24 protein-coding genes and 1 tRNA gene are annotated in these 25,387 nt (G+C 56.1%); 4 read left to right on the forward strand and 21 right to left on the reverse strand.

The features are described 5' to 3' along the window. Positions 1-14 precede the first annotated feature (14 nt). From nuoH to D3871_RS10045, 12 genes are all read right to left on the reverse strand, one after another. Complete coding sequence (nuoH, locus tag D3871_RS09990; RefSeq protein WP_119768756.1) at positions 15-1,082, reverse strand: NADH-quinone oxidoreductase subunit NuoH; 1,068 nt, start codon at positions 1,080-1,082, stop codon at positions 15-17. Beyond that, positions 1,082-3,418, reverse strand: coding sequence for an NADH-quinone oxidoreductase subunit NuoG (nuoG, locus tag D3871_RS09995; RefSeq protein WP_119768757.1), 2,337 nt, complete (start codon positions 3,416-3,418; stop codon positions 1,082-1,084). Before nuoG ends, nuoH begins: the two co-directional genes overlap by 1 nt. A gap of 88 nt (positions 3,419-3,506) precedes the next feature. Beyond that, entirely contained in the window at positions 3,507-4,802 is a 1,296-nt protein-coding gene (nuoF, locus tag D3871_RS10000; protein ID WP_119768758.1) for an NADH-quinone oxidoreductase subunit NuoF, read from the reverse strand. After that, positions 4,799-5,290, reverse strand: coding sequence for an NADH-quinone oxidoreductase subunit NuoE (gene nuoE, locus D3871_RS10005; protein ID WP_199724750.1), 492 nt, complete (start codon positions 5,288-5,290; stop codon positions 4,799-4,801). Before nuoE ends, nuoF begins: the two co-directional genes overlap by 4 nt. Before the next feature lie 21 nt (positions 5,291-5,311). Next, positions 5,312-6,565, reverse strand: coding sequence for an NADH-quinone oxidoreductase subunit D (locus D3871_RS10010; protein ID WP_119768759.1), 1,254 nt, complete (start codon positions 6,563-6,565; stop codon positions 5,312-5,314). Next, positions 6,565-7,161 carry an NADH-quinone oxidoreductase subunit C gene (locus tag D3871_RS10015; protein ID WP_119768760.1) on the reverse strand — a complete coding sequence of 199 codons (597 nt, stop codon included), beginning with the start codon at positions 7,159-7,161 and terminating at the stop codon, positions 6,565-6,567. Before D3871_RS10015 ends, D3871_RS10010 begins: the two co-directional genes overlap by 1 nt. Before the next feature lie 22 nt (positions 7,162-7,183). Further along, positions 7,184-7,660 carry a NuoB/complex I 20 kDa subunit family protein gene (locus tag D3871_RS10020; protein ID WP_057291632.1) on the reverse strand — a complete coding sequence of 159 codons (477 nt, stop codon included), beginning with the start codon at positions 7,658-7,660 and terminating at the stop codon, positions 7,184-7,186. Positions 7,661-7,663: 3 nt separating this feature from the next. Beyond that, complete coding sequence (locus D3871_RS10025; protein ID WP_119768761.1) at positions 7,664-8,023, reverse strand: NADH-quinone oxidoreductase subunit A; 360 nt, start codon at positions 8,021-8,023, stop codon at positions 7,664-7,666. 100 nt (positions 8,024-8,123) lie between these two features. Next, positions 8,124-8,208: transfer RNA gene (locus D3871_RS10030), tRNA-Leu, on the reverse strand. A 76-nt stretch (positions 8,209-8,284) separates the two neighbouring features. Next, positions 8,285-8,680 carry a preprotein translocase subunit SecG gene (gene secG / locus D3871_RS10035; protein ID WP_119768762.1) on the reverse strand — a complete coding sequence of 132 codons (396 nt, stop codon included), beginning with the start codon at positions 8,678-8,680 and terminating at the stop codon, positions 8,285-8,287. Between the two features lie 39 nt (positions 8,681-8,719). Further along, on the reverse strand, positions 8,720-9,466 hold the full coding sequence (gene tpiA / locus D3871_RS10040) for a triose-phosphate isomerase (protein ID WP_119768763.1): 747 nt from the start codon (positions 9,464-9,466) through the stop codon (positions 8,720-8,722). A 128-nt stretch (positions 9,467-9,594) separates the two neighbouring features. Further along, positions 9,595-10,575, reverse strand: a complete 981-nt coding sequence (locus D3871_RS10045) for an NAD(P)H-quinone oxidoreductase (RefSeq protein WP_119768764.1) — start codon at positions 10,573-10,575, stop codon at positions 9,595-9,597. Positions 10,576-10,866: 291 nt separating this feature from the next. Here D3871_RS10045 and D3871_RS10050 point away from each other — a divergent pair, with 291 nt between their 5' ends. After that, positions 10,867-13,194: a diguanylate cyclase domain-containing protein gene (locus D3871_RS10050; protein ID WP_158597901.1), complete on the forward strand. Its 2,328-nt coding sequence runs from the start codon at positions 10,867-10,869 to the stop codon at positions 13,192-13,194. Between the two features lie 116 nt (positions 13,195-13,310). Here the strand turns inward: D3871_RS10050 and pnp are convergent, their stop codons facing one another. Then, entirely contained in the window at positions 13,311-15,449 is a 2,139-nt protein-coding gene (gene pnp / locus D3871_RS10055) for a polyribonucleotide nucleotidyltransferase (protein WP_119768766.1), read from the reverse strand. Between the two features lie 207 nt (positions 15,450-15,656). Further along, positions 15,657-15,926 (reverse strand): 30S ribosomal protein S15, encoded by a 270-nt coding sequence (rpsO, locus tag D3871_RS10060; RefSeq protein WP_119768767.1) that lies wholly within the window; start codon positions 15,924-15,926, stop codon positions 15,657-15,659. 180 nt (positions 15,927-16,106) lie between these two features. On the opposite strand from rpsO, the gene D3871_RS10065 reads away from it, so the two are divergent. Continuing rightward, complete coding sequence (locus tag D3871_RS10065) at positions 16,107-16,622, forward strand: hypothetical protein (RefSeq protein ID WP_119768768.1); 516 nt, start codon at positions 16,107-16,109, stop codon at positions 16,620-16,622. 77 nt (positions 16,623-16,699) lie between these two features. Here D3871_RS10065 and D3871_RS10070 read toward each other — a convergent pair whose 3' ends face one another. The 7 genes from D3871_RS10070 to D3871_RS10095 form a co-directional block, all read right to left on the reverse strand. Continuing rightward, positions 16,700-18,238: a 2-isopropylmalate synthase gene (locus tag D3871_RS10070; protein WP_119768769.1), complete on the reverse strand. Its 1,539-nt coding sequence runs from the start codon at positions 18,236-18,238 to the stop codon at positions 16,700-16,702. A 303-nt stretch (positions 18,239-18,541) separates the two neighbouring features. Beyond that, entirely contained in the window at positions 18,542-19,435 is an 894-nt protein-coding gene (gene pssA, locus D3871_RS10075) for a CDP-diacylglycerol--serine O-phosphatidyltransferase (protein ID WP_119768770.1), read from the reverse strand. Positions 19,436-19,498: 63 nt separating this feature from the next. Then, positions 19,499-19,675 carry a hypothetical protein gene (locus D3871_RS30185; RefSeq protein ID WP_158597902.1) on the reverse strand — a complete coding sequence of 59 codons (177 nt, stop codon included), beginning with the start codon at positions 19,673-19,675 and terminating at the stop codon, positions 19,499-19,501. A gap of 72 nt (positions 19,676-19,747) precedes the next feature. Continuing rightward, positions 19,748-20,518: an SIMPL domain-containing protein gene (locus tag D3871_RS10080; protein ID WP_119770004.1), complete on the reverse strand. Its 771-nt coding sequence runs from the start codon at positions 20,516-20,518 to the stop codon at positions 19,748-19,750. A gap of 113 nt (positions 20,519-20,631) precedes the next feature. Continuing rightward, on the reverse strand, positions 20,632-21,648 hold the full coding sequence (gene ilvC, locus D3871_RS10085; protein WP_119768771.1) for a ketol-acid reductoisomerase: 1,017 nt from the start codon (positions 21,646-21,648) through the stop codon (positions 20,632-20,634). Between the two features lie 47 nt (positions 21,649-21,695). Beyond that, entirely contained in the window at positions 21,696-22,187 is a 492-nt protein-coding gene (gene ilvN / locus D3871_RS10090) for an acetolactate synthase small subunit (RefSeq protein WP_119768772.1), read from the reverse strand. Next, positions 22,187-23,905, reverse strand: a complete 1,719-nt coding sequence (locus D3871_RS10095; RefSeq protein ID WP_119770005.1) for an acetolactate synthase 3 catalytic subunit — start codon at positions 23,903-23,905, stop codon at positions 22,187-22,189. Before D3871_RS10095 ends, ilvN begins: the two co-directional genes overlap by 1 nt. 508 nt (positions 23,906-24,413) lie before the next feature. Between D3871_RS10095 and D3871_RS10100 the strand changes: the two genes are divergently transcribed. Beyond that, the gene (locus D3871_RS10100; protein ID WP_119768773.1) at positions 24,414-24,983 is read left to right on the forward strand and encodes an RNA polymerase sigma factor; all 570 of its coding nucleotides are present in this window, start codon (positions 24,414-24,416) and stop codon (positions 24,981-24,983) included. Continuing rightward, positions 24,980-25,387, forward strand: coding sequence for a DUF3619 family protein (locus tag D3871_RS10105; RefSeq protein WP_119768774.1), 408 nt, complete (start codon positions 24,980-24,982; stop codon positions 25,385-25,387). The genes D3871_RS10100 and D3871_RS10105 overlap by 4 nt, the downstream gene beginning before the upstream one ends.

Consider the following 25,387-nt stretch of genomic DNA (forward strand, 5'->3'; position numbering starts at 1 on the left):
ATCAGCCTCTTTCTTTACTTCCAAATATTCCAGGGTGTCTGCATCCAGGCTGCAACGATCACCAGATAAGCCAGTGTCAGCGGAATGAATACTTTCCAACCAAGACGCATGATCTGGTCATAACGGTAACGCGGGAATGAAGCGCGCGCCCAGATGAACAGCGATACAACGAAGAAGGTTTTCATACCGAGCCAGATCCATCCCGGAATGAAGTCGAGGAAGGATACCGGCGCCGCCCAGCCACCCAAGAACATCAGCGAGGCCAGCATCGAAATCAGGATCATGTTGGCGTATTCGGCCAGGAAGAACATCGCGAACGACATGCCGGAATATTCAACCATGTGGCCTGCAACGATTTCGGATTCGCCTTCAACCACGTCAAACGGGTGACGGTTGGTTTCCGCGATGCCCGAGATGACATAGATCACGAAGATCGGCAGCAAAGGCAACCAGTTCCAGGACAGGAAGCTCAGGCCCCTGTCGGCAAAATAGCCGCTGCTCTGACTCATGACGATATCGGTCATGTTCAGGCTGCCGGATACCATCAGAACGATCACCAGCGCGAAACCCATGGCGATTTCATACGACACCATCTGTGCCGATGCGCGCATCGCGCCCAGGAAGGCGTACTTCGAGTTCGATGCCCAGCCGGCGATGATGACGCCGTAAACTTCCATCGACGTAATTGCCATTACGAACAGCAGGCCGGCATTGACGTTGGCCAGCACGGTCTCGGGACCGAAGGGGATGACGGCCCATGCGGCAAGCGCAGGCATGATGGTCATGATCGGCGCGATCACGAACAATGCCTTGTTCGCCTTTGCGGGAACAACGATTTCCTTCAGCAGCAGCTTCAGTGCATCCGCGATCGGCTGCAGCAGGCCGGCAGGGCCGACACGGTTCGGGCCGATCCGGATATGCATCCAGCCGATCATTTTGCGTTCCCACAGGGTGAGGTAGGCGACGCATCCCATCAGCGGCAGAACGACCACCACGATTTTTGCCAGGGTCCACATCAGCGGCCAGACCGCACCGAACACATTCTGACCGGTGCTGTTAATGCTCAGGAACAGCTGATCCATTATGCCTTCTCCACGCTGATGGCGCCGAACATGCCGCCGAGTGCGATCGTGTCCGGATGTGCGGCCGATACGCGGACCACATTGGCCGGCAAGGCTGCATCCACGGCAACAGGCAATACCGCACTGCCCTGCCCTTGCATGACCCTGATCTGCGCCCCATCGGCAACACCCAGCTGTTCAGCCAGAATCGCGGACAGCCAAGCCTTTGGCGCCTTGGCATCCGCAGTCAGTTGCAGCGACTCAGCGCGGCGTACGATGGCGTCGGTGAAGTAGATCGGCACGTCGGCGATACGCTCGAGCTGGGTTGCTTCACCCGGCTTCGCAGCCTGCGGTTGTGCATTGACGACATTATTCAGTTTCGACGACAGGTCGGCTACTTCGGATACCTTGGCGCCGAGGATTTCAAGGCGGATCTGTTCGGACGTATCGTAGGCAAAACCGCCAATATCGAGCAGGTTGCCGAGCACGCGCAACACTTTCCATGCCGGACGGGTTTCCCCCAGCGGCTTGACGGCGCCATTGAATCCTTGCGCGCGGCCTTCGCAATTGATGTAAGTACCGGCAGTTTCGGCGAACGGCGCGATCGGCAGCAGTACATCAGCATAATCGGTGCCATGCTTGTACGGCGACATCACGACCACCATTTCAGCTTGCTGGAGTGCGGCGCGGGCGGCTTGTGGATCGTAGCAATCGTATTCCGGCTCGGCGTGCATGACCACGTAGGCCTTGCGCGGCTGCGCGAACATCTGCGCCGCGTTGGCGCCCTTGCCCGGCACCGCGTTGGCGATGTAACCGCCGACGGTATTGGCAGCTTCGGTCAGGTAGCCGAACTTCGCGTCGGTGTGTTGAGCGATCCACTGCGCTGCAGCGTGCAGTTGCGAAGCCTGAGGATGCTGAGCCGCCGCATTGCCCAGAACGACCGCCTTGCGCTCGCCGGACAGCAAGCTGGCGGCGATGCCTTTCGCGACTTCGCCCGGCTCGATACCGTCGTAACCGGCGGGAGCGGCAATACCTTTAGCGGATGCGATCGCGACCACGACTTCACTCAATGCCGACAGCCATTCGGACGGCGCCTTGATCATGCGATTGGCGATCGGCAGCAGCAGTTCGTCATCAGTGGCATTCAAGATGCTGATCTTGGAACCGCGCTTCGCGGCGTGGCGCAGGCGCGCAGCCAGCAAGGGGTGATCCTTGCGCAGGAAAGATCCGATCACAAAGGCACGCTGAGCTTGGCCAAACTCGTCGATCGACATGCCAAGCCATGGCGTGACTTGACCATCCAGGCTGAAGTCGGACTGGCGCAGGCGGAAGTCGATATTATCGGAACCCAGGCCGCGTACCAGCTTTTGCAGCAGACTCAGCTCTTCCAGGGTGGAATACGGTGCGGCTAATGCGGCGATCGCGTCGGCGCCATGCTCATGACGGATGTTGCGCAAGCCGTGAGCCACGTATTCGAGCGCGGTCTGCCAATCGGTTTCCAGCCACTTTCCGTCCTGCTTGATCATCGGGACGGTCAAGCGGTCGGCGCTGTACAGGCCTTCGTAGGAGAAGCGATCCTTGTCGGACAGCCAGCATTCGTTGACGGCCTCGTTTTCCAGCGGCAAGACACGCATGACCTTGCCATTCTTGACCTGTACGATCAGGTTAGAACCCAGACCATCATGCGGGCTGACCGAACGGCGGCGCGACAATTCCCAGGTACGGGCGCTGTAACGGAAAGGCTTTGACGTCAATGCACCGACCGGGCACAAATCGATCATGTTGCCCGACAGTTCGGAATCGACGCTATTGCCGACGAAAGTCGTGATTTCGGAATGCTCGCCACGATTCAACATGCCGAACTCCATCACACCAGCGACTTCCTGGCCGAAACGCACGCAGCGTGTGCAGTGAATGCAGCGCGCCATTTCACGCATGGAAATCAGCGGGCCGGCATCCTTGGGAACGACCACGCGCTTTTCTTCTTCGTAGCGCGATGCCGACGGACCGTAGCCGACGGCCAGATCCTGCAACTGGCACTCGCCGCCCTGATCGCAGATCGGACAATCCAGCGGATGATTAATCAGCAGGAATTCCATCACGCTCTTTTGCGCCTTGACTGCCTTATCGCTGTTGGAGCGCACGATCATGCCATTGGTCACAGGCGTGGCGCAGGCGGGCAAAGGCTTGGGCGCCTTTTCGACTTCGACCAGACACATGCGGCAGTTTGCCGCAATCGACAGTTTCTTGTGATAGCAAAAATGCGGTATGTAGGTGCCGATCTTGTTGGCGGCATCCATGACCATGCTGCCTTCTTGCACCTCTACTTTTTTGCCGTCAATTTCAATTTCAACCATGGCTATATTTGCCTAAGTATTTGTAGGGCACGCATTGCGCGCCGCTTGATATCGAATTCTGGAGCGCACTGCGCGCCGACCGCTTCCATCAGATGTAGGTAGGAACGATGCAGCGTTTGTGCTCGATGTGGTATGCAAACTCGTCACGGAAATTCTTGACCATCGCACGCACCGGCATCGCAGCCGCATCGCCCAAGGCGCAAATCGTGCGACCCTGAATGTTGTCGGCAATCGTGTTCAGCATGTCGAGGTCGTCAGCCCTGCCCTCTCCGTGCTCGATGCGGTGGACCATGCGATAGAGCCAACCGGTGCCTTCACGACACGGCGTACATTGGCCGCAAGACTCTTCGTAATAAAAGTACGACAGGCGCAACAGCGACTTGACCATGCAGCGTGTCTCGTCCATGACGATGACCGCCCCGGAACCAAGCATGGATCCGGCCTTCGCGATCGAGTCGTAATCCATATCCGTTGCCATCATCACGTCGCCGGTGAGCACCGGCATGGACGAACCGCCGGGAATGACCGCCTTGATCTTCTTTCCGTCTCGCATGCCACCCGCGAGTTCAAGCAGCTTGGCGAACGAAGTGCCCAGTGGCACTTCGTAATTGCCGGGCCGTGCCACGTCACCCGACATCGAGAAGATCTTGGTACCGCCGTTGTTGGGCTTGCCCAGCGCCGCATAGGCGTCACCGCCCATGCGCAGTATGAATGGCACTGCAGCGAAAGTCTCGGTGTTGTTGATGGTGGTTGGCTTGCCGTACAGGCCAAAGCTGGCAGGGAACGGCGGCTTGAACCGCGGCTGGCCCTTCTTGCCTTCGAGTGATTCGAGCAATGCGGTTTCTTCGCCGCAGATATAGGCGCCATAGCCATGGAAGGCATGCAGCTGGAAGCTGAAGTCGCTGCCCATGATCTTGTCGCCGAGGTAGCCCGCCGCACGCGCTTCTTCAAGCGCCTCTTCGAAGCGCTCGTATTCGGCCCAGACTTCGCCGTGAATATAGTTGTATCCGACGGTGATGCCCATGGCATACGCACCGATCGCCATGCCTTCGATCAGCGCATGCGGATTGTAGCGAATGATGTCGCGATCCTTGAATGTGCCTGGCTCGCCTTCGTCGGTATTGCAGACCAGATATTTCTGTCCCGGGAACTGGCGCGGCATGAAGCTCCACTTAAGACCCGTCGGAAAGCCTGCTCCTCCGCGACCGCGAAGCGACGAGGTTTTCAGTTCGGCGATCACCTGTTCAGGCGTGATCTTTTCGTTGAGAATGCGCTTGAGCGCTTCGTAGCCGCCACGCTTGACATAGTCCGCCAAATGCCAGTTGTTACCGTCGAGGTCGGCGAGAATCAGCGGATTGATGTGACGATTGTGCAGGCTGGTCATTTCTTCAATTCCTCTACCAGCGCATCGATCTTTTCATTCGACATGAAGCTGCACATGCGCTTGTTATTCACCAGCATGACCGGGGCATCGCCGCAGGCACCCATGCACTCGCCTTCGACTAGGGTGAACTGACCGTCGGCAGTCGTGTCCTTGTAGTCGATGCCCAGTTTGTCCTTCAGATAATGCGCAGCCTTTTCACCGCCCGAAAGCTGGCATGGCAAATTGGTACAGACCGAAATCTTGTACTTGCCGACCGGCTTGGTGTTGTACATGTTGTAGAAGGTCGCAACTTCCTGCACCGCAATCGGCGCCATGCCGATGTAGTTGGCAACGTCGAGCAGAACCTCGGGCGGCAGCCAGCCCGTTTCATTTTGCGCGATCGCCAGCGCCGCCATGACGGCGGACTGCCTTTGGTCGGCAGGGAATTTCGCGAGTTCGCGATCGATCTTCTTGTAAGCTTCTTGACTTAACAGCATATCGTCAACCATTCGTGCGCAAGGTATGCGCGGTTATCGGTCAATCTCACCGAACACGATGTCTTGCGTGCCGATGATCGTTACTGCATCCGCGATCATGTGGCCCTTGGCCATTTCATCGAGTCCCTGCAGATGCGGGAAGCCGGGCGCGCGGATCTTCATGCGGTAAGGCTTGTTTGCGCCATCCGAAATCAAATAGATACCGAACTCGCCCTTCGGATGCTCGACTGCGGCGTAGGCTTCGCCTTCCGGTACATGGAAGCCTTCGGTGAACAGTTTGAAGTGATGGATCAACTCTTCCATATTCGACTTCATGTTCACGCGGGACGGTGGCGCAACCTTGTGGTTGTCCGTCATGACCGGGCCGGGATTATTGCGCAACCATTCGATGCACTGCTTGATGATGCGATTGGATTGACGCATTTCCTCGACGCGTACGAGGTAGCGGTCATAGCAGTCGCCGTTCACACCAATCGGAATGTCGAAGTCGAGCAGGTCATACACTTCGTAAGGCTGCTTCTTGCGCAGGTCCCAGGCAATGCCGGAGCCGCGCAGCATCGGGCCGGTAAAACCCATGGCCTTCGCACGTTCGGGCGACACCACGCCGATACCGACAAGACGCTGTTTCCAGATACGATTGTCGGTCAGCAGGGTCTCGTACTCGTCGACATAACCCGGGAAGCGGTTCGTGAAATCCTCAATGAAGTCCAGCAGCGAACCCTGGCGATTTTCATTGAGCCGACGAATCGCCTTCTCATTACGGATTATCGATGCCTTATACTGCGGCATGGTGTCGGGCAAATCGCGATAGACGCCGCCCGGACGATAGTAGGCAGCGTGCATGCGCGCGCCCGAAACCGCTTCGTAGCAATCCATCAGGTCTTCACGCTCGCGGAATGCATAGAGGAAGACCGCCATCGCACCCACGTCCAGACCATGCGCACCGATCCACAGCAAGTGGTTCAGGATGCGCGTGATTTCATCGAACATCACGCGGATGTATTGCGCACGCAGCGGCACGTCGATACCCAGCAACTTTTCGATGGCAAGCACGTACCCGTGCTCGTTACACATCATCGACACATAGTCGAGACGGTCCATGTAGGGCACGGATTGCAGGTAAGTCTTTTGCTCGGCCAGCTTTTCGGTAGCACGGTGCAGCAGCCCGATATGCGGGTCGGCACGCTGAATAACCTCACCATCCAGCTCCAGCACCAGACGCAGCACGCCATGGGCAGCCGGATGCTGCGGACCGAAGTTCAGGGTGTAATTCTTAATCTCAGCCATTATTTCATCCCGTACTTTTCTTCACGAATCACGCGCGGAACGATTTCACGCGGCTCAATCGTTACGGGTTGGTAAATTACGCGCTTCTGCTCGGAGTCGTAGCGCATTTCGACATAGCCGGAAACCGGGAAGTCTTTGCGGAACGGATGGCCGATGAAGCCATAGTCAGTCAGAATGCGGCGCAGGTCGTTGTGACCGTCGAACAGGATGCCGAAGAAATCGAATGCCTCGCGCTCATACCAGTTGGCCGTGGACCAGACATCCACCAGAGAAGCAACGACCGGCATCTCGTCATCCGGCGCGAATACACGCACGCGAAGACGCCAGTTATGCGTCACCGACAGCAGATGCGACACCACGGCAAAACGCAGACCATCCCATGCCCCGTCACCGTAGGTAGAATAGTCCACACCGCACAAGTCGATCAGTTCTTCAAAGCGCAGATCGGCATGATCACGCAGGACACGCATCGCCGACAAATAATCGGAAGCACCGACAACCACCGTCACTTCACCCAGGGCCACCTTCAGGTCCTGAATCTGGCTACCAAGCGCATTGCGCAGGGCAGCTTCGAGGGTTTCAATTTTCGTCGTCATATCACTTTTCTTAGCGGCCCTCTTAACGCGCGATGGTATTGGTACGCTTGATCTTGTTTTGCAACTGGAGAATGCCGTACAGGAGCGCTTCCGCAGTCGGCGGACAGCCCGGCACATACACATCGACTGGAACGATACGATCGCAACCGCGCACGACCGAATACGAATAATGGTAATAGCCGCCGCCATTCGCACATGTGCCCATGGAAATGACCCAGCGCGGCTCAGCCATCTGGTCATACACCTTGCGCAAGGCCGGCGCCATCTTGTTACACAGCGTGCCGGCGACGATCATCACATCCGACTGGCGTGGCGACGGGCGAAACACGATGCCGAAACGGTCCAAGTCATAGCGCGACGCGCCTGCGTGCATCATCTCAACCGCGCAGCATGCCAGACCGAAGGTCATCGGCCAAAGGGAGCCGGTGCGCGTCCAGTTGATCAGTTTGTCTGCCGTCGTGGTGACAAAGCCTTCGTTCAATACGCCTTCAATAGACATGCCTTACTCCCAATCCAGCGCGCCCTTCTTCCAGATGTACCAGAAGCCCACTACGAATTCGGCGATAAACACCATCATCGTGATGAAACCCTGCCATCCGAGGTCTCGCATTGCGACGCCCCATGGGAAGAAAAATGCGGTTTCCAGATCGAACAAAATAAACAAAATAGCGACGAGGTAGTAACGCACATCGAATTTCATGCGCGCATCTTCAAATGCCTCGAAGCCGCACTCGTACGGAGAAAGTTTCTGCGCGTCCGGCTTATGCGGGGCGAGCACGCGCCCCAGCACCTGCGGAACGACACCGACGCCGATGCCGACGAGAATGAAAAGAAGTATGGGGAAGTAGTTTTCGAGGTTCACGATGAGAGCGGATGTTGGTTAATTGAATGATTTGCAAATCAAACCAAGATTCCTCGATAAAAAGCCAGCTCGGGCAGATCCCTTGCTGGCTTTAAATTATTGGTGCCGACGGCGAGACTCGAACTCGCACAGCTTTCGCCACTACCCCCTCAAGATAGCGTGTCTACCAATTTCACCACGTCGGCTCAAAGACTGCTATTTTACCCTGTTTTGGTGCGTTTGTTCAATGCACAATTGCCCACAAACAAGACCAATCTACAATTATTTTGGAATCTGATTTGCCTGCCCTGCGCCACCTGCCGGTGCGGTCGTTGAGGGTGCCGCATTACCTTGCGCAGCCGGGGCATTCGCAGGAGCAGGAACCGTAGCAGCGGGAACGGCAGGCAGACTATCCATGATGCCCCCATCAACCGGCGCACGCTTATTGCCAACGAATGCAAGGGCAAGTGTTGCACCAAAAAATATCGCAGCCGCAATCCCGGTGGATTTTGACAGGAAGTTGGAGGAGCCGGTCGCGCCAAACAGGCTGCCGGATGCACCGGATCCAAAAGCAGCGCCCATGTCGGCACCCTTCCCGTGCTGCAAAAGAACCAGACCGATGATCGCCAGAGCGGAGATCACCTGCACTACAACGACGACTGTGGACAATGCGTTCATTAAATACTTTCCAAATAAGGTGTTGTGTTGCCGTACCGCTTATGCCGCACGAACAATCGAAAGAAAATCAGCCGCCTTCAGCGATGCGCCGCCGATCAGCCCGCCGTCGATGTCAGTCATCGCCAACAGCTCCGCGGCGTTGTCAGGCTTCATGCTGCCGCCGTACAGGATTTGCACGGTCTCCGCAGCGCTCGCATTTTTAGCAGCCACGCGCGAACGCAGCATTGCATGCGCGTCCTGTGCCATTTGCGGAGTTGCGGTTTTGCCTGTACCGATCGCCCATACCGGTTCGTAAGCAATGACTATTTTTGCAAGCGCACCGGCATCAAGTGCGGCAAGCACCGCTTCAATCTGCGCACCGACAACTGCATCGGTCCGCCCTGCTTCACGCTCCTCGAGCGATTCACCGACACAGACAATCGGCGTCAGGCCTGACTTAATTGCGCGCGCAGCCTTTTGCGCGACGATCTCGCTACTCTCTCCGTGATACTGACGACGCTCGGAATGTCCGACTATCACATAGCGGCACTGAAAATCCGAAAGCATGGCGCCCGACACTTCACCAGTATATGCGCCGGATTCGTGCACAGACAGGTCTTGCGCTCCCAGTGCCACCGGCGTACCTGCCAAGGCAAGCTGACATTGCGACAGATAAGGCGCGGGAACACAGACTGCCACCGCACAAGCGGGCGCCCGCAACTCCGCCTTGAGCCCATCAAGCAGAACGCCATTGGCAGCAAGACCGCCATTCATTTTCCAGTTTCCGGCAATAAGTTTCCGACGCATAAGGGCCTAAAATTTCAATAACCCTTGATTTTAGCGCGCGGTAACAGAAGTGGTCAAACGCAAGCAATGGATTATGACCGCCGACAAACTCCCGACGTTCCGTATTTGGCGGTCAAGAGCAAACATTTTTACTGAAGCTGCAATACAATTTTGCCAACATGGGTACTGCTTTCCATCAGCGTATGGGCGGCCACCGCCTCTTCCAGAGAAAATACCTTGTAGATAACGGGCTTGATTCGGCCGTTTTCAATCAATGGCCAGACACGCTCCTGAAGATTGCCGGCGATTGCCTCCTTGAATTCGACCGAGCGTGGACGCAGCGTCGAACCGGTAATCGTCAGGCGACGGCGGAGAACCTGCCCGAAGTCTATAGCACCTTTGGCACCACCTAATACGGCGATGATCACAATACGACCATCATCAGCAAGGCAATTGATTTCCCTGCCCACGTAATCTCCGGCGACCATGTCGAGAATGACATTAACCCCTTTGCCGCCTGTTTCCGTTTTGACGACTTCGACAAAATCCTCATCACGGTAGTTAATGCCACGAACCGCGCCCAGCTCTTCACAGGCACGACGCTTGTCTTCGCTTCCCGCTGTCGCAAGGACACGGTGACCAAGAGCGGTTGCCATCTGTATGGCCGTAACGCCAATCCCCGACGTTCCTCCCTGCACCAGCAAGGTTTCGTTTTCCGCAAGTCCGGCCCGGTCGAACACATTGCTCCAGACCGTGAAAAACGTTTCGGGAAGTGAAGCTGCTTCCACCACACTCAAGCCTTTGGGAATCGGAAGGCATTGTCGAATCGGAGCAGCACAATACTCTGCGTAGCCGCCACCCTGCACGAGAGCGCATACCATGTCGCCCTTGCGGAACTGGCTTCCGCCAAGATCCCCATCGACGATTTCTCCTGCCACTTCGAGCCCGGGCAAGTCTGATGCGCCGGCAGGCACCGGATAATGCCCCAATCGCTGAATGACGTCAGGCCGGTTGATGCCAGCGGCATGAACCTTGATCAGCACTTCACCCGCTTTTAGTTCCGGTATTGGCCGCTCGCACAGTTGTAGAACTTCCGGTGGTCCGGGTCGGGTAATTTCAATGGCTCGCATGGTTTTATCTGTATGGGCAAAACTGCATTTTACGTCAGCTGATAATTTCCTTTTTTGGGCTGACATACGCTCCTTTGCGCTTGAATGAAGCACGCTCGTGTTTTGATTGACCGAGCACAATATTGCCTCATGACACTAGCTCAACAATGGTGCATGCAATTCCATTCATACATGCAAAAGTCAGAAGACAAACTTGTAACTGAACCCTGCAGATCCGTTACAAAAACAGTGGGAACTAATCAATCCCGTTCTATTTCCAAAGGGCAATATCGTTTCGTACAGGCAAACGCGATGCAGGGTGCAAATTCGTTCAGTTCGACCATCACACGCTTGATGTCTCCCGGCAAAGCATTGCTGCTTGATGAGAGCCTTAGCCTGGCCCTCGCTGCAGCCCGTCAGGTCGCGTTCGACTGGCATATTCCACTGGACCGGCTGTATCTGAATGGACACATCACCGAAGGCTTGAAAGAGGTGCTGCCGCCCGAAGGGATTGTCTGGACCTCCAAAGGATTGGCAGCCCTTGTTCATGACGACGATAAGGCGGAATTTTATAAACAACTGCATGAAGCCCTGCGTGGCGGAAGCCATGCGCCAGGCAGCTTGCATAACGTGCGGCTGCGTTTACAAGACAAGCGCATGGAATGGCGACGTATCGACATCAGTGGCAAAGTGGTAGAACGCGACAATGAAGGACGCGCATTGCGTATGGCAGGGATATTGACCGACCTGCACCAAGATGACACTGCCGCCATGCTCCATGACGACTTGGCAGTCACAGAAAAAATCAACAGTGCCATTCTGACAGCGGCGTTGGACTGCATCGTATCAATCAATCACCACGGCGAGATCATCAGTTTCAACCAGGCTGCCGAACATACTTTCGGGCATGCGAGCAAGGACGTATTGGGGAAGAAGCTTGCCGATATCATTATTCCGCCCGCATGGCGCGAGCGTCATCAACAAGGATTTGAACGTTTCCTCGCAACAGGAGAAAGCACCTTGCTGAACCGTCGAATCGAAGTCACGGCACAGCATGCGGACGGCTCCAGCTTTTCCGTCGAAATGGCAGTGGTTCCACTCTCTGTGGATGACAAGCCTGTATTCACTGCCTTCATCCGCGACATATCGGAACTCAAGCAGGCCCATGCAATGCTGAAAGACAGCGCACGTCGCTATCAGCAGTTGGTTGATCTGTCGCCAGAGGCCATCCTGGTTGTGCAACACGACTTGCTTGCACTGGCAAACCATGCGGCGCTGCGTCTTCTGGGCGCGCATACACTATCCGGGCTGCTTGGCAAAAGCATTCTGGATTTCATCCAGTGCGAGTCTCACGCCCTCTATTATCAATGCGCGCAAGCCGGTCTGTCCGACATGTCGGCCACAGGTTTCGTGGAACAAGTCTGGCGACGCGAAAACGGCACTGCATTCAATGTTGAAATCGGTGTCAGCAAAGTTGCCTACAACGATGCGCCCGCGCTGCAAGTGGTCGTGCGCGACATTACCCAGCGCAAGCGTGCGGAAGCCCTGCAGCTAGGGCAGAATCGCATACTCAATATGGTTGCCACCGGTGTCGCGCTGACCGAGATTCTTGAAGAGATCACGCGCTTTGCCCAAAGTCAATCGGAGCATGGCATATGCTCGATCCTGCAACTGAATGCCGATCGCACGGCGTTGATCGATTGCATTGCACCAGCACTGCCGGGAAAGTACACCAAGGCCTTGGGCGAGCTTTCGATCCAGCCCGGCAATGGTTCCTGCGCTACTGCGGTATCTCGGAGCGCACCAGTGGTGGTCGAGGATATTGCATGCGATCAGCTATGGGAATCGCTAAGGGAACTGGCACTGGAACACAGTCTAAAGGCCTGTACTTCATGGCCGATTTTCGGACGCAATAAAAAAATTCTTGGCACATTCGCGCTTTACTTCAAGGACGCAGTTGCGCCCGATAGCGACGATCGGCAATTGTCCGGCATTTGCACCAACCTTGCAGGAATCGCAATCGAAAGCCGCGCCTCCGAGGAGCGGATTCGCTATCTCGCGCACTATGATGGGCTGACCTCACTGCCAAACCGCTTCCTGTTCAAGGAATATCTCGACCTTGCCTTGCGCAATGCACAGCGGCATGGAAGCCGATTCGCGGTGCTGTTCCTGGACCTCGACAAATTCAAGGAAATCAACGATACGATGGGGCACGATGCGGGCGATCATGCTTTGCGCGAGATTGCACGGCGCATGCGCGCATGCCTGCGCGAAACCGACAAGATCGCGCGCATGGGCGGCGATGAATTCTATGTGCTGGTCGAAGATCTGGAACACGGCCGGCATGCCGCAGATGTCGCGCAAAAGCTGCTAATCGAGGCGGCGCACCCGGTTATGGTGGGCGGCAAGGAATGCCGATTGAGCGCCAGCATCGGCATCGGCATTTATCCGGAAGACGGCACGACCGGCTCGGCATTGTTGAAGAACGCCGACAACGCGATGTACCACGCGAAAGAGCGCGGCAAGAATGCCTTCCAGTTCTTTTCCACGCCTGTGGCAAATGACCATGACAAGTCATCGTCATTCAAGCGCGCGTCGACGCTGTATCGAATCGACGAAAAGCGAGTCGGACTGAACTGAGTATTGTGAACTGAGTATTGGGCTTTGGCCTGCCGCAATAAAAAACCGCCCGGGCTTTCGCTACGGGCGGTTTTTTCTACCCGGATCATCTCCGGCTAGACGTCAACTCTTTCAGCTTACTGCTGTTGCTGTTGTTGTTGCGCAGCGCCGCCTTCTTCGGCCGCGACGGCTTTCATCGACAGCTTCAGACGACCGCGATCGTCTGTTTCCAGTACCTTGACGCGTACTTGCTGGCCTTCCTTCAGGTAATCGGCGACCGCATTGACGCGTTCGTTGGCGATCTGGCTGATGTGCAGCAGGCCGTCTTTGCCCGGCATCACCTGAACGATTGCACCGAAGTCGAGAAGCTTGAGCACGACGCCGTCATAGGTCTTGCCGACTTCGACCGAGGCAGTCAATTCCTCGATACGACGTTTGGCTTCCTGGCCTGCCGCTGCATCGACCGATGCAATGGTCACGACACCTTCGTCGCTGATATCGATCTGCGTGCCGGTCTCTTCAGTCAGCGCGCGGATGACAGCTCCGCCCTTGCCGATGACGTCACGAATCTTTTCCGGATTGATCTTGATCGTGATCAGGCGCGGTGCGAAGTCGGACAGTTCACCTTTACCGTTCGGCATGGCTTCCTGCATCTTTGCCAGGATGTGCATGCGGCCTTCCTTCGCCTGCGCGAGCGCGACCTGCATGATTTCCTTGGTGATGCCCTGGATCTTGATGTCCATCTGCAGCGCGGTAATGCCGTTGGCAGTACCTGCCACCTTGAAGTCCATGTCACCGAGGTGATCTTCGTCGCCAAGGATGTCGGTCAGGACCGCGAACTTGCTGCCATCCTTGATCAGGCCCATGGCGATACCCGCCACATGCGCCTTCATCGGAACGCCGGCATCCATCAATGCCAGGCAACCGCCACAGACCGAGGCCATCGACGATGAACCATTGGATTCGGTGATTTCGGATACCAGACGCACCGAGTAGCTGAACTCTTCCGGCGACGGCAATGCCGCCTGCAACGCGCGCTTGGCCAGGCGTCCGTGACCGATTTCGCGGCGCTTCGGCGTGCCGACGCGGCCGGTTTCACCGGTTGCAAACGGAGGCATGTTGTAGTGGAGCATGAAGCGATCGGAGTACTCGCCCATCAGCGCGTCGATCTTTTGCTCGTCGCGTGCCGTGCCAAGGGTTGCGATCACCAATGCCTGCGTCTCGCCGCGGGTGAACAGTGCCGAACCGTGAGTGCGCGGCAGTACGCTATTACGGATGGTGATCGGGCGCACGGTACGTGTGTCGCGGCCGTCAATACGCGGTTCGCCTTCGAGGATTTGCGAACGGACGATTTTCGCTTCCAGATCGAACAGAACGCCGCCTACTTCGGCCGCATCCGGAGCGAGCAATCCGGCTTCTGCGGCCTGCGCTGACAGCGCTGCATTGACTTCTGCGGAAACGGTGTTGAGCTTTGCGGTACGCGCTTGCTTGTCCTTGGTCTGATAGGCTTCGCGCAGCTTCGCTTCGGCCAGTTCGGTGACGCGGGCAATCAATGCATCGTTTTTCGACGCGGGCGCCCACTGGACTTCCGGCTTGCCGCCGTCGCGCACCAGTTCATGGATTGCATCGATGACTGCCTTCATCTGCTCATGGCCATAGACCACGGCGCCCAGCATGATTTCTTCGGACAACTGATTAGCCTCCGATTCGACCATCAACACCGCCTGCTCGGTACCGGCGACAACCAGGTCCATCTGCGACTTCGGCAATTGCGAGGCGGTCGGATTGAGAATGTACTGACCATCGATGTAACCGACGCGCGCGGCGCCCAAAGGACCGCTGAAGGGGATACCGGCAACGCTGATCGCAGCCGATGCACCGATCATCGCAGGAATGTCGGGATCGATTTCCGGATTGACGGACAAGACATGAACGATGACCTGAACTTCGTTCAGATAGCCTTCGGGGAACAACGGACGGATCGGACGATCGATCAGGCGCGAGGTCAGCGTTTCCTTTTCGGAGGGACGGCCTTCACGCTTGAAGAAACCACCCGGGATACGGCCGGCAGCATAGCTCTTTTCGACGTAGTCGACGGTCAGCGGGAAGAAATCCTGACCCGGCTTGGCATCCTTGCGGGCAACGACAGTCGCGAGTACGACGGTGTCTTCGATCGACACCAGGACGGCACCGGATGCCTGACGGGCGATTTCGCCTGTCTCGAGTGTGACGGTGTGCTGTCCGTACTGGAAGGTCTTGGTAACTTTGTTGAACACGGTGTTTCCTTTCTATTTTTGCCGACAGATTTTCAGGCGCTGTCGTTCACCTCACCACGGATGGACGGCCACGCATGGCTGCCATCTTTCACTGTCAAACGCTTTCGCAAACGCTTTCAGAATACAAATCGCCAAATGACAAAATGCCTGCATCAGAAGACTGACGCAGGCATTTCATCTATAAAACCTGGCGAATGACGCCACAAATTACTTACGCAGACCGAGCTTCTCGATGAGGGCACGATAACGAGTTGCATCCTTGCCCTTCAGATAGGAAAGCAGGCTCTTGCGACGGTTAACCATCATGATCAAGCCGCGACGGGAGTGGTGATCCTTGGCGTGGGCCTTGAAATGGCTATTGAGTTCATTGATACGGGCGGTCAGGAGTGCAACCTGTACTTCTGGAGAGCCGGTATCGTTTGCGCCGCGAGCGTTATCCGCAATAATAGCGGCCTTGTTGATGTTTTCTACTGACATGACTTACCTTTCACATGCGGTGGACGGAGTCGCAACCCCAGCACACCGTGAACAATTGATAAAAAACCTTGGTCAAAACAACCAAGACGCGCAGTATATCGGAAATGATCCGTTTATTCAAATACTTAGATAGATGGGACCCGCGTTGGACGAAGCGTTTCCCTTGGCAAAGGAATCAGCATGAGCAGGCTTAAAAGTGCAACCCTTGTTGCAATCCTGACCACCCTTTCCGCCTGCGCATCCATCATGCCGCAGCCCGTCAATGTGGGCGATACCGCGACGGAGGTCATAACAAAACGTGGGCAGCCATCGCATCGCGTCAAGGACGCCAGCGGAGAAATTCTTGAATACGCCACGGGTCCATGGGGCCAGCGGACGTACATGGCCAAACTGGATGCTTCCGGCCGGGTAACTTCTTTCCAGCAAGTCCTGACCAATGAAGTATTCGCGACCATCAAGGAAGGACAGGCAAACAAGGACAGCGTTTTGCGGACGATCGGCCATCCCAGTGAAACCTCCTACCTCTCGTTGCGGGATCTCGAGGTCTGGTCATATCCGTACAAGGAAAGCGGTGTATGGAATTCGATGATGCATGTGCACTTCGACCGCGCCGGTATAGTGCGACAAATGATGAATGGCCCCGACCCGCGCTACGATCCCGACAAACGATTCCCGTTCGGCATGTTTTTGCGGTAATTGAATAGCGCAAACTTGTACATTGGCATAAAAAAAGCGCTTGCAGGCAAGCGCTTTTTCATTTTTCCGGCCAACGATTATATCTGCGGATTCAATCGTTCTGCCTTGGAATGCAGCTTGTTCAATGCAGACAAATAGGCTTTCGCCGATGCGACAACGATATCCGGATCGGCACCCACCCCGTTGACGATGCGACCGGATTTCGACAGACGCATTGTTACCTCGCCCTGGGATTCCGTTCCGGTCGTAATCGCGTTCACTGAAAACAGAAGCAGTTCGGCTCCGCTTTTCGCTTCCGATTCGATTGCATGGACGGTCGCATCCACCGGGCCGTTGCCCTGCCCCGCGCATGCCAGCTCTTTGCCATCCATTGTGAACACCACTTTGGCCGTCGGCCGCTCTCCGGTTTCGGAGTGCTGGGACAAAGAAACAAAGCGGTAGAACTCGTTGTCGTGGGAATGCTGTTCGTCCGACACGACCGCGATGATGTCTTCGTCGAAGATCTCAGACTTGCGATCCGCCAGTTCCTTGAAACGGGCAAATGCTGCATTCACTTCCGTCTCGGAGTCGAGCTCGATCCCCAGTTCTTCAAGGCGTTGCTTGAATGCGTTCCTGCCTGACAGTTTCCCAAGGACAATCTTGTTTGCTGTCCAACCCACATCTTCCGCACGCATGATTTCATAGGTGTCACGTGCCTTGAGTACACCGTCCTGATGAATCCCGGAAGCGTGGGCGAAGGCATTCGCGCCTACCACCGCTTTGTTCGGCTGCACCGCGAATCCAGTGATCTGGGAGACCAGTTTTGATGCCGGAACGATTTGCGAGGTATCGATCGAGAGGTCGAGGTTGAAATGATCCTTGCGCGTTTTAACCGCCATCACGATTTCTTCCAACGCGGTATTGCCGGCACGCTCGCCAAGACCGTTGATGGTGCATTCGACCTGACGGGCACCGCCAATCATCACGCCGGCCAGCGAATTGGCAACCGCCATGCCGAGGTCGTTATGACAATGCACCGACCACACTGCCTTGTCGGAATTGGGAATACGCTCGCGCAAGGTCTTGATCATATTGCCGTACAACTCGGGCACACCGTAACCTACCGTGTCGGCGAAGTTAATTGTGCGCGCGCCTTCCGCAATGACTGCTTCAATCACGCGGCACAGAAAATCCATATCGGAACGGCTGCCGTCTTCCGGGCTGAACTCGACATCGTCCGTAAACTGACGTGCAAACCGTACCGCCTGTTTGGCCTGCTCGAATACCTGATCGGGCGTCATGCGCAGTTTCTTTTCCATATGCAGTGGCGACGTTGCAATAAACGTATGGATACGCTTGCGCCCGGCGGCCGCCAGTGCTTCCGCCGCACGGGAAATGTCGCGATCGTTGGCGCGCGACAGCGAGCAGACGGTGGCGTCCTTGATGACGCCGGCAATCGCCTTGATCGATTCAAAGTCGCCGGGCGACGCCGCAGCAAAACCGGCTTCGATGACGTCTACCCGGAGGCGTTCCAGCTGCTTTGCGATACGGATTTTTTCATCCTTGGTCATGGACGCGCCAGGCGATTGTTCGCCGTCTCGCAAGGTGGTATCGAAAATGATCAGTTTGTCGGCCATGCTGCTCTCCAGTCGGTAGATATTGAATCGGGTCGGTTTTAAATGGTATTTCGCCTGCCCTTGCCTTTATGACAGGAGCCAGGCACTTCACAAATTGTGGGGGTATGGGATTTAGCGCGCGTTAACGCACTAGTAGCGACAGCAGGCCTAGCAGTAGGCTGCCGAAAAATGAAGACGCGGAAATGTGGATTTCACGGAACATGCGAAAAACTATAAGCGGATTCCCGGAAAAGTGCAATGCTTTGTGCATTCCGCACTTTTCCGGCAAATTCAGCCTTCTACCAGGTCAGCAATGGTTTGGTATTAATCTTTGCTGTCGAACACATCTGGCTCACGAGTATCGACAATGCTGACCGGCTTTCCCTTGAACAGGCGCCAGAAATAGATGACATAGCCCGACAAACCATACAGCACGAACATGCCGAACAATACCTTGGGCGGGTCGCTCGATATCAGCACATAGATTAGTACGATGACAAAGATCGCGATAAACGGGACCGACTTGCGGAAATTGATTTCCTTGAAACTGTAAAACGGCACATTGGTCACCATGCTCAAACCGGCATACAGCGTCACTGTCCACGCAAACCAGATCAGATCCGTGCCGACGAAACGCAAATCATCCATCAACCAGACAAAGCCCGTGACCAATGCCGCTGCCGCTGGACTGGGCAAGCCCTGGAAGTAACGCTTGTCGACCACGGTGATATTCGTATTAAACCGCGCAAGTCGCAGCGCTGCACCGGCGCAATACACGAAGGCGGCGAGCCATCCGAGTTTTCCCATGCCACGCAACGACCATTCGTACACCACGAGTGCGGGAGCGGCACCGAAAGACAGCATGTCCGACAAGCTATCGTACTGCGCACCGAATTCACTCTGTGTATTGGTCAGGCGCGCGACCCGGCCATCCACGCTATCGAGCAGCATCGCGGCAAAAATCGCAATACATGCCTGATCGAACTTCAGGTTCATGGCCATGACGATGGCAAAGAAGCCGCAAAACAGGTTGGCTGTGGTAAAAGCGTTTGGCAACAGGTAAATACCGCGACGCCGAGGCGCCGCGACGACGGCATCACCGTCCAGCTCACCGTCTTCACGTTGTCCGGCGTGAAGGGACGCCCGCCGGCCAAAACGCGAAGCCTTTGGGAATAACCCGGCGCTGCTCTTCGCCTTGCGGCGATTGAAGGTTGCCATGCTGATTCCGTCTATGTAGAAGTGAATTAAATATGAATCTGTAAATTGAAATGCGTCGCTATTCTAGAGCAGTTTCACCCTGACTTGCCAGTCGAGGCCGAGGCGATTTGCCTGTGGAACAAGGCGCGGCGACGCGACATGGCGAGCCATGGCAAGCAGCCGCAACGCAGTGCCGCGGGCAAAGCGTCCGGCATCGGCGGTACAGTCAGGGGGAAACTGCTCTAGACGAGCGGACAGCAAATGTAACCTTTCCGGAGAGTCTGTGCAGCATCAGTTTCATCCGGCCGTCCGCATGTCCTGTCGGCCGGGGAATCATTTAAAGCGCACTTTCCCCACCACCCGCATGTTCAATGTTGTTTCGCCTGGCTCGAAACTCGGTTCTTCGACCGGTGCCGCTTCCATCGCCGACGCGCTCATGGGCTTGGCCATTCTGGCATCGTGCTGGGGCGCGTAGGCGCCGGAGGCCTCAAAATCTATCGTATCGATGGTAGCGTCGGCGGCATTGCGTCCCATGGCTTTTGCCACCGCTGCGATACGATCTGTGAGATTTTGGTATGCCGCCGCGATACGCCGCTCTTCAAGTTTGCGGCTGGTCGCCTCGGAAAGACCAAAATGAAGACCATTCAGCGCCAGCAGCTTTTGTGCCGCTGCGACTGTTTTCGGCAGTCCGCTCAAGCTTGTCGTCGTGACTTCGAGATACTGGCCTACGCGCCAGGCGACGGGTTGCCGCGTCTTGGTGTTGACCGGGCGAGGCTGCCCATCCTCGGGATAGACTGGATAGGTGTAATAGCCCCGTGTTTTCAGCTGCGCCTGAGGGTCTTCCTTGCGAACAATGTCGGTGCCCTGCTTCATCTTTTGATTGACACGCGACGCGGCTGCCGATTTGTCCTTATCCTGCTCCTCGATCATGAAGGTCACGCGCGCCTCATCATTCGGATGGCGTACTTCGCCATAAGCTGGAACGATCACCAGCGTGCCGGTTGTCTGCGCGCTTGCCTGCTGCTGAGGTGCCTGCTGGGCATGCACGTGCGGCAGGCCGGCTGAAAAAGCGCAGATGAGAACACTAGCCAAAGCAAGTCGCATGATAATCTCCGAAAGAAAAAAATAGGGCCGCAACACTGTCGCGGCCCCATGCATTTTACTCAACTACGGCAAACGCATTGTTTGCCGCCTGGTAAGTAATGTAAGGTAAAAGCTTAGTTCTTGGACTGATCGACCAGCTTGTTCTTCTTGATCCAAGGCATCATCGCACGAAGCTTTTCACCTACCTGCTCGATCTCGTGCTCGGAAGTCAGGCGACGACGGGAAATCAGAGTCGGTGCGCCAGCCTTGTTTTCGAGGATAAAGCTCTTTGCGTATTCGCCGGTCTGAATATCTTTCAGGCACTGACGCATCGCGTTCTTGGTGTCTTCGGTCACAACGCGCGGGCCGGTGACGTATTCGCCGTATTCCGCATTGTTGGAGATCGAGTAATTCATGTTGGCGATGCCGCCTTCATAGATCAGGTCGACGATCAGCTTCAGTTCGTGCAAGCACTCGAAGTACGCCATCTCTGGAGCATAACCGGCTTCAACCAGAGTTTCGAAACCGGCCTTGATCAGTTCCACGGTACCGCCGCACAGAACAGCCTGTTCACCGAACAAGTCAGTCTCTGTTTCTTCACGGAAGTTGGTTTCGATGATGCCTGCACGGCCGCCGCCGTTTGCCATCGCGTACGACAGGGCGATGTCACGTGCGCTGCCGGATTTGTCCTGATAGACCGCGATCAGGTGAGGCACGCCGCCGCCTTGAGTGTAGGTACCGCGAACGGTATGGCCTGGCGCTTTTGGTGCAACCATGATGACGTCGAGGTCGGCACGCGGCACAACCTGACCGTAGTGGACGTTGAAGCCGTGAGCGAAGGCCAGCACAGCGCCCTGCTTTGCATTCGGAGCGACGTTTTCGTTATAGACCTGTGCGATGTTCTCATCGGGCAACAGGATCATGATGACGTCTGCAGCCTGGACCGCTTCGTTGACTTCCATCACGTTCAGACCGGCGTTCTTTGCCTTTTCCCACGAAGCGCCGCCCTTGCGCAGAGCAACGGTCACCTTGCAGCCGGAATCGTTCAGGTTCTGTGCGTGTGCATGTCCTTGCGAGCCGTAACCGATGATCGTGACGTTCTTGCCTTTGATAAGGGACAGGTCGCAGTCTTTATCGTAAAAAACTTTCATTTATCTTCCTAACAGGTAATAGGTAATGATGTTGTTGATGTGTAGTGTCAGACTTTGAGAATACGCTCGCCGCGTCCGATGCCGGATCCGCCCGTACGGACAGTTTCCAGGATCGCGGTGCGGTCGATCGATTCAATGAAGGCATCGAGCTTCGACTTGTTACCCGTCAGTTCGATGGTGTAAGTCTTTTCGGTGACATCGATGATGCGGCCACGGAAGATATCCGCGGTGCGCTTCATTTCTTCGCGTTCCTTGCCGACGGCGCGCACTTTGATGAGCATGAGTTCACGCTCGATATGCGCACCTTCGGTCAGGTCGACGACCTTGACCACTTCGATCAGGCGGTTCAGGTGCTTGGTGATCTGTTCGATCACATCATCCGAACCGCTGGTGACGATGGTCATGCGCGACAGCGTCGCATCCTCGGTCGGAGCAACGGTCAGGGTTTCGATGTTGTAGCCGCGCGCCGAAAACAGGCCGACTACGCGCGACAAGGCGCCCGCTTCATTTTCGAGCAGTACAGAAACGATGTGGCGCATTACAGATCCTCCGAACCCAGAAGCATTTCAGTCAAACCCTTGCCGGCCTTCACCATCGGCCAGACGTTTTCGGTTTGATCGGTAATGAAGTTCATGAATACCAGTCGGTCCTTCATGTCGAAGGCTTCTTTCAGCGCGCCTTCCACATCGCCCGGTTTCTCGATCTTCATGCCTACATGACCGAAGGATTCCGCCAGCTTGTTGAAGTCGGGCAGCGAATCCATGTACGACTCGGAGTAGCGCGAACCGTAGTCGATCTGTTGCCACTGGCGCACCATGCCGAGGAAACGGTTGTTCAGCAGAATGATCTTTGGCGTCAGGTGGTACTGCTTGCAGGTAGCAAGTTCCTGGATGCACATCTGGATCGACGCTTCGCCGGTAATGCAGGCCACTGTCGAACCCGGATTGGCCATCTGCACGCCCATTGCATACGGCAGGCCGACACCCATGGTGCCCAGACCGCCGGAGTTGATCCAGCGGCGCGGCTTATCGAAATTGTAATACTGCGCAGCCCACATCTGGTGCTGGCCGACGTCGGAGGTAATAAACGCATCGCCCTTGGTGACCTCCCACAGCTTCTGCACTACGGCTTGCGGCTTGATCACTTCATCCGAAGATGCAAATTTCAGGCACTCGCGGCCACGCCATTCATTGATCTGGCGCCACCATGCGGCGATCGCCGGCGCGTTCGGCTTGGTCTCGGCGGCATCGAGTTGCGACAGCAATTCGACCAGCACGTCCTTGACGTTGCCGACGATGGGAATGTCAACCTTCACGCGCTTGGAAATCGACGAAGGATCGATATCGATATGAACGATCTTGCGCGGATGCGTAGCAAAGTGCTTGGGATTGCCGATCACGCGATCATCAAAGCGCGCGCCGATGGCGATCAGCACGTCGCAGTGCTGCATGGCCATGTTGGCTTCATAGGTCCCGTGCATGCCCGGCATACCGACGAACTTGTCGCTGGATGCCTTGTACGCTCCGAGGCCCATCAGGGTGTTGGTGCACGGGTAGCCAAGTTTGTCGACCAGCTTGTTCAGCTCGCCGGAAGCATTGGCGAGGATCACACCGCCGCCGGTGTAGATCATCGGCCGTTCCGCGGTCAGCAGCAGCTGCACAGCCTTGCGGATCTGTCCAGCATGGCCCTTGTCGACCGGCTTGTAGGAGCGCATTTCGAGTTCCTTCGGATACTCGAACGTTCCCTTGTGCATCGTGATGTCTTTAGGGATATCGACCAGCACCGGGCCGGGCCGGCCGGTTGTGGCGATAAAAAATGCTTTCTTCATCGTCGCGGCAAGATCCTTGATGTCCTTGACGAGGAAGTTGTGTTTGACGCATGGGCGGGTAATACCGACCGTATCGCATTCCTGGAATGCATCCTGGCCGATTGCGTGCGACGGCACCTGACCGGAAATGACCACCATCGGGATCGAATCCATGTAGGCGGTGGCGAGGCCGGTGACCGCATTGGTGACGCCAGGGCCGGAAGTGACGATCGCTACGCCGACTTTCTGCGAGCTGCGCGAGTACGCATCCGCCGCATGGATCGCAGCCTGCTCGTGACGTACAAGAATGTGCTGGAATTTGTCTTGGTTGAAGATCGCGTCGTAGATGTAAAGGACTGCGCCGCCGGGATAACCGAACACATGTTCGACACCCTCTTCTGCCAGGCAGCGGACGACCATCTCCGCGCCGGTGATTTCATTGCTACTCATTGCCAGGTTCCTTTCAAGGTCCATTGGAGATTGAACGGATGCTCTTTCCTTGCGAAATCGCACGGGATAACAGCGCCTGGGCTTCCCTTCTTTGTGCGGTCACGCCATCTCGTTGCGCACCCGTAGATGCGGTTCAAAATAACGCTTAACGCGACTCGTTCAGCCGGGGTATCTGGAATATCGTTACGAATTTCTCACGCTTGTGGCGTGGGTCAGAGCAAACAGCTTTTCATGTAAAGCGCGCCTTGTCGGAGAGCAGCATCATGCGCCGCGCGACAAGACAGATCCTTCGAGGTGAGAAGGGAGTGATACGTTAATGGCTCGCACCCTTTTGGTCAAGCTAAATTCCATTAAATCCGTTAGAAATCAAGCGGTTTCCGCAAAAACTATCCACAATAGAAGGCTTTTTTGCTAGCATGCGCACAGTTTTGCAGAACAGCCTTCCGCTAACCGTGCGCCACTTTGGGGCGCACAACCCAGGCATACAAAAGACGACGCGCCGCACCGCATGGCAACTGACAAAGAACTTTCCGACTTCCTGGAGAATGTGGAACGGCGGGCTTTTAAACAAGCCGTCTACGCGGTGCGCAAGGACGAGTCGGCGCTTGATATTGTTCAAGATGCAATGATCAAGCTGGCCGAGAAATACGGCGACAAACCGGCTGCCGAATTGCCGTTGCTGTTCCAGCGCATTCTTCAAAATACCATCCACGATTATTTCCGCCGCGAGAAAGTGCGCGGAACCTGGGTAAGCCTGTTTTCCTCGCTAGGTGCCGAGAATGAGGATTCGGATAGCTATGATATTTTGGAAACCTACGAGGCCGAAGAAGGTACCGAAGCCGCGGAGTCCAGCGCCGACAAGGTCGAACGTGACCAGGTACTGGCGGCCATAGAACAGGAAGTACAGAAACTCCCGAGGCGTCAACGGGAAGCATTCCTGATGCGTTATTGGCAGGATATGGATGTGGCCGAAACCGCCGCGGCGATGGGATGTTCGGAGGGCAGCGTCAAGACACACTGTTCACGTGCGACACATACGCTGGCGCAGGCGCTGCGAGCCAAAGGAATCACATTATGAATACCAGACAGATCAATTTTGCGTACAAGGTACGTCACGCACTGAACGAGAATCTTGACCATCTGCCTACAGAGACTACCGACAGGCTCGCCAACGCGCGAAAACTGGCACTCTCCCGCAAGAAAAAATCATCTCCTCTGCACGCCCTCGTGCCGCGGGCGGCCTTTCCCGGCAGAGGCAACGGCGGTGTCGTGAACGGCCGTTTTCCCTGGCTTGCCCGCATGGGTGTCGCGATTCCGCTGATCATCCTCGTAGCAGGGCTTGCCGGCATTTACCAGTTTGAGCAGCAGCGCCGCATTGCCGACACCGCCGAAATCGATGCCGAGGTGCTGGCGGATGAACTTCCACTGTCTGCCTACCTTGACCATGGCTTCAATGCCTTCCTTGCCAAGCGAGGCGATTGA

The sequence above is a fragment of the Noviherbaspirillum saxi genome (genome assembly GCF_003591035.1).
Taxonomy (GTDB): Bacteria; Pseudomonadota; Gammaproteobacteria; order Burkholderiales; family Burkholderiaceae_D; genus Noviherbaspirillum; species Noviherbaspirillum saxi.